1 protein-coding gene is annotated in these 845 nt (G+C 25.6%); it reads left to right on the forward strand.

All coding sequences use genetic code 11. From position 1 onward, the window contains the following. Window positions 1-845, forward strand: an 845-nt coding sequence (locus SR63_RS02095; RefSeq protein ID WP_133223708.1) for a motility associated factor glycosyltransferase family protein, incomplete at both ends; no start/stop codon positions are given.

Here is an 845-nt window from a genome sequence, read left to right on the forward strand (position 1 = left end):
ATGACCTTCACTCCCACCCAAAAACAACTCTTTAACAAAAACATTGAAGCTTTAAGCAATATTCTTTTAAAAGAAAGTTTAAAAGAAATTAAATCAAGTAAATTTGAACTTATCTTAGGTAAAGATAATCTAGATATCAATTTAAAAGATACAAGTGATAATACTTTTCTTTATGAAAATGTTATTGATGAATTAAACTCTATGCTAAACACTTATAATGATAAATACTTACTTTATCCTGTATTGTATTTTTATGGTTTTGGAAATGGAATTTTATTTAAAGCCTTGCTTCAAAATAAAAATCATCAACATATTGTTGTTTTTGAAAAAGATATAGAAATCATTTGGATAATGTTTCATATCTTAGATTTTTCAAATGAATTACAAAGTGCAAGATTGATGGTTTTGGAAACAAGTTCTTTGAATATAGAATTTTTTTCTAATTTTTGCTCTAACAAACCTTTCTTTCAATTTTCTAGAATTTATTTTTTAGAATTAATGAGTCATTATTATGAAAGATTTCATGAAGATATTTTAGGATTGAATAAAAAATTAGCAGAAAATTTTAAAAATTCTATTGTTTCTCATGGCAATGATCCCCTTGATGCTCTTCAAGGTATAGAACAATTTGTTTATAATCTTCCTCAAATGATCACTCATCCTAGTTATAAAGAATTACTTTCTAAAAGAAAGGGTATAAGTGATACAGCTATCATTGTTTCTACAGGACCATCTCTTACTAAACAACTTCCTTTGTTAAAAAAATATGCTAGTAAAGCTACAATTTTTTGTGCAGATTCTTCTTATCCTATTTTAGCCAAACATGGTATAAAGCCCGATTATGT

Origin of the sequence: Campylobacter sp. 2014D-0259, assembly GCF_008000505.1 — a bacterium.
Lineage (GTDB): Bacteria > Campylobacterota > Campylobacteria > Campylobacterales > Campylobacteraceae > Campylobacter_D > Campylobacter_D jejuni.